Source organism: Aquiflexum sp. (genome assembly GCF_977115555.1).
In genome coordinates this window covers 1-3,576 of the sequence record NZ_CDSBKL010000400.1, presented here as the reverse complement: position 1 = coordinate 3,576, position 3,576 = coordinate 1, and the positions used below count along the sequence as shown (strand labels likewise).

Annotated in this window: 4 protein-coding genes and 1 pseudogene; all 5 read left to right on the top strand. The window is 40.4% G+C overall.

Annotation, left to right across the window (positions count from 1 at the left end; translation table 11 throughout):
- Positions 1–486 (top strand): annotated as a pseudogene (locus tag ACZFYI_RS17355) (glycosyl hydrolase); the annotation flags it as partial.
- Positions 487–542: 56 nt separating this feature from the next.
- A complete protein-coding gene (locus ACZFYI_RS17350) occupies positions 543–1,841 on the top strand; it encodes a M20 family metallo-hydrolase (RefSeq protein ID WP_462525387.1) in 1,299 nt (432 codons plus the stop codon).
- 25 nt (positions 1,842–1,866) lie between these two features.
- Positions 1,867–2,658, top strand: coding sequence for a sterol desaturase family protein (locus ACZFYI_RS17345; protein WP_462525386.1), 792 nt, complete (start codon positions 1,867–1,869; stop codon positions 2,656–2,658).
- A gap of 154 nt (positions 2,659–2,812) precedes the next feature.
- Positions 2,813–3,400 (top strand): helix-turn-helix domain-containing protein, encoded by a 588-nt coding sequence (locus ACZFYI_RS17340; RefSeq protein ID WP_462525385.1) that lies wholly within the window; start codon positions 2,813–2,815, stop codon positions 3,398–3,400.
- Positions 3,390–3,576, top strand: a 187-nt coding sequence (locus ACZFYI_RS17335; RefSeq protein WP_462525384.1) for a HepT-like ribonuclease domain-containing protein, incomplete at its 3' end; no start/stop codon positions are given. The genes ACZFYI_RS17340 and ACZFYI_RS17335, both read left to right, overlap by 11 nt.

Sequence of the window (3,576 nt, the reverse complement as noted above, 5' to 3'; positions counted from 1 at the left end):
ATCAAGGACCCAATTACTGCCGGATCTATAGAAGATACTCAGAAACAGGTTGAGTTCTCACTGAAACTGAATGCCGCAATGAACGAAGTGGTGGTTGCCATCAATGAGATAGAAACCATACGCAAAGAACTTGAGGAATTGACTATGATGAATGAGGATGAACAAATAGTCACCAAGGCCAAAGAACTTGAAGATAAAATACTTGAAGTGGAAGGAATGTTATTTGATGTCAATTTGACCGGAGCAAGGGAAGATGCCTTTAGAAATCCTATGAAACTCTATGGAAGAATCAGTGCTTTGGCTAGTGATACCGGCGGATTTGGAGCTGATTTCAAGCCGACCAATCAACAAATGGAAGTTTATAATATCTTCAGAAAACAGCTGGACGACATTCAAGTCCAATACAAAAGACTGATGGAGGAGGAGATTCCAAAGTTCAACCAATACCTTATGTCACGGGATATCCAAACGATTCTGAAAAGGTAAATTCATTTTAAGAAGGATAAAAAAAGCAAAAATCGAAAATGAAAAATTCAATAAGTATGAAATCAATTTTACTGGCAGTCACTTTTGTGTTTTTTGCTTTATCAGTACTTGCCCAAGTCAAGGTCAATGAAAAAAGGATTGAACAGCGGATATTTGAACTGGCGGAGTTTGGGAAAAATGAAAAAGGAGAAGGCCAAAGGGTAGCATACAGCCAAGGAGATATTGCCGGAAGGGCTTATTTCATGGACTTGATGCGAAAGGCAGGTCTTGAGGTTCACATAGACTTTGCGGGGAATATCGTTGGCAAAAGGGCAGGGAAGGACCCTTCCAAAAAACCCATTGCCTTTGGTTCCCACATCGACATGGTTCCCAATGGCGGAAACTATGACGGTGCTTACGGTTCCATCACTGCTTTGGAAATCATCGAAGTACTCAATGAAAACAAAATCATCACAGACCATCCTTTGGAAGTCATCATTTTCCAAAACGAAGAAGGAGGATTGGTCGGGAGCAGGGCAATGACAGGGAATCTGAAAAAGGAGGCTTTGTCACAAAAAAGTGCGAGTGGTTTGACAATTGCCGAAGGGATCAAAGCCATTGGAGGAAATCCTGACAGATTGGATGAAGTGATCAGGAAAAACGGGGATTTGGCTGCCTTTCTTGAAATCCATATTGAGCAAAGCAAAGTCCTCGAAAAACAGGGGATTGATGTGGCAATTGTAGAAGGGATTGTTGGGATAGACGATTGGGACATTACTGTTATCGGCATGGCAAATCATGCCGGAAGTACGCCAATGAATGACAGACAAGATGCGCTGATAGCGGCTTCCAAATTGGTGATCGCAGTCAATGAAGTTGTCAATAGCTATGAGGGAACTCAAGTCGGAAGTGTGGGAAAAATAACTGTTCCATCCGGTGCTCCCAATATCATTCCGGGAAAAGTGGAAATGAGCCTTCAGATGCGTGACCTTTCCGAAGAAAAGATCAAGAAAATGTTTGCTGATGTAGAAAAACGTGCTGAACAGATCGCCAAAGAAACAAATACTGAAATCAAATTTGAGAACCTCAACCTTGCTTCAACTCCCACTATGGCAAGCAGAGAAATTCAGGATAAAATGGTTCAGGCAGCCGAATCTTTTGGGATTTCTTACATCAGTATGCAAAGTGGTGCCGGTCATGATGTGCAGGAAATGGCTAAACTGGGACCTATCGGACTTGTCTTTATCCCGAGCAAAGACGGCATCAGCCACAATCCAAAGGAATATTCCTCTCCATCAGAAATGGCAAAAGGCGCCAATATCATGTTGAATACGGTTTTGTTATTGGACAAAAGTTTAACCCTAAAATTGAAATAATAAAAAATCCATCCCGAACTGCCCAATGGAAACTCTTGAATACCTCCTCAGCATTGACCTCAATTACATTGCCGTCGGACTGATTGCGATGTTCTTTATTTTGGAACATGTCCTAAGTACCCAATTTCCATTTAAAGAAAGGGGAAAGCATTTTTGGAACAGCGTCCTGTTTCAGGTGGTATTCCTGATCGGCAACTTATTTTGGGCAGGTTTCTTCGTTCTCTGTATCGAATGGCTCAATCAGAATGAAATGGGATTGTTCTACATGCTTGAAATTCCTTTATGGTTAAAGCTTATTTTGGGTGTTTTGATTTTGGATTTAGGTACTTATTGGTTTCATAGGTTGTCACATCTGTCTCCTGTTTTGTGGCGGTTTCACAGGGTTCATCACAGCGACACGAGCATGGATTCTTCCAACTATTTCCGCTCCCATCCGATTGAAGTCCTTTTCTGGTTTGGAAGTGCCCCCATCTTTATCTCAGCTATTTTTGGTTTGGATCTGCTTGTCATCGGGGTTTATTTTTTGGTATTGACTCCTTTTCTGGTCATAGAACATTCTAATCTAAAGTTCCCGGCTTGGTGGGACAAAACCATTGGCTTGGTCATCACCACACCTAACTTCCACAAGATTCACCACGATCAGGATCAGCATTATACCGACTCCAACTTTGCGGACATCTTTATACTTTGGGACAGGATTTTTGGTACGTTCAAATACAAACCCGCCGAGCAGGTGAAGTTGGGATTGGCAGAATTTGATGAAGAAAGAAAGCAGACTTTTTGGTATTTGATCAGAAGTCCATTTTTGAGAGATTGATTATCACAATTCTGCAGGAATTAAAAAATAGGAATCACCCCCTGTTGGATTATCACTTTCAATCAATAGGCAAAGTAATTGGATTTCCTTTTCAATTTTTTTATTTTTGACAAAATTAGTCAAAACGTTTATTGTCAAAAAAACAGTTTAGAATATGCTAAGTCTGGGAGAAACTATCAGAAAATTGAGGGAAGAAAGGGGAATGCCTTTGCGAACGGTAGCTGCATACCTCGATATTGACCAGGCTATTTTGAGTAAAATAGAACGGGGATTGAGAAGGCCAAACCGGGAATTGGTGGTTAAACTTGCGACCTATTTTCAGGTTCCAGAAAAAGAGTTGTTGTTGGCATTTTTGGCAGATAAGGTCTTGTATGAAGTCCAAGAAGAGGAGATCGGTTTGGAGGCTTTGAAAGTGGCAGAGGAAAGGGCAGCATATATCGCTTTTAGGAAAATTGACAGGAATGAGCTTTTGAAAAAAATTCAAAATGCTATCAGCAAATTCAAACAAGTGGAAAAGGCTTGGATTTATGGATCTTTCTCAAGAAAAGACGATGGACCCAAAAGCGATGTGGACATTGCTATACAGGCAGATGCAAATTTTTCCTATTTTGATTTGGTGGAAATACAGCATGAATTGGAAAAAATCATCAACAGAAAAGTGGATGTGGGTTTTATCGATTCTTTCAAGCCCTATATTTTGGAGCATGTCAAAGAGGACCTAAAGCTCATATATGAAAGATAAGCATATGGACAGCCAATTCAGATTGGATCAAATCCTCAAAGCTATTTCTGAAATTGAGCGTTATGTGAAGGGATTGGATAAGTTGGCTTTTTGTGAAAATGGTTTGGTCCAAGATGCCGTTTTGATGCAATTTATAGTTATCGGCGAATCAATCAATTATGTGGAAAATGGAATAT

What these genes read in the sequence shown, in the direction of transcription:
- ACZFYI_RS17350 (WP_462525387.1), top strand. Translation starts at nt 543, where the DNA reads ATGAAATCAATTTTACTGGCAGTCACTTTTGTGTTTTTTGCTTTATCA.
- ACZFYI_RS17345 (WP_462525386.1), top strand. Translation starts at nt 1,867, where the DNA reads ATGGAAACTCTTGAATACCTCCTCAGCATTGACCTCAATTACATTGCC.
- ACZFYI_RS17340 (WP_462525385.1), top strand. Translation starts at nt 2,813, where the DNA reads ATGCTAAGTCTGGGAGAAACTATCAGAAAATTGAGGGAAGAAAGGGGA.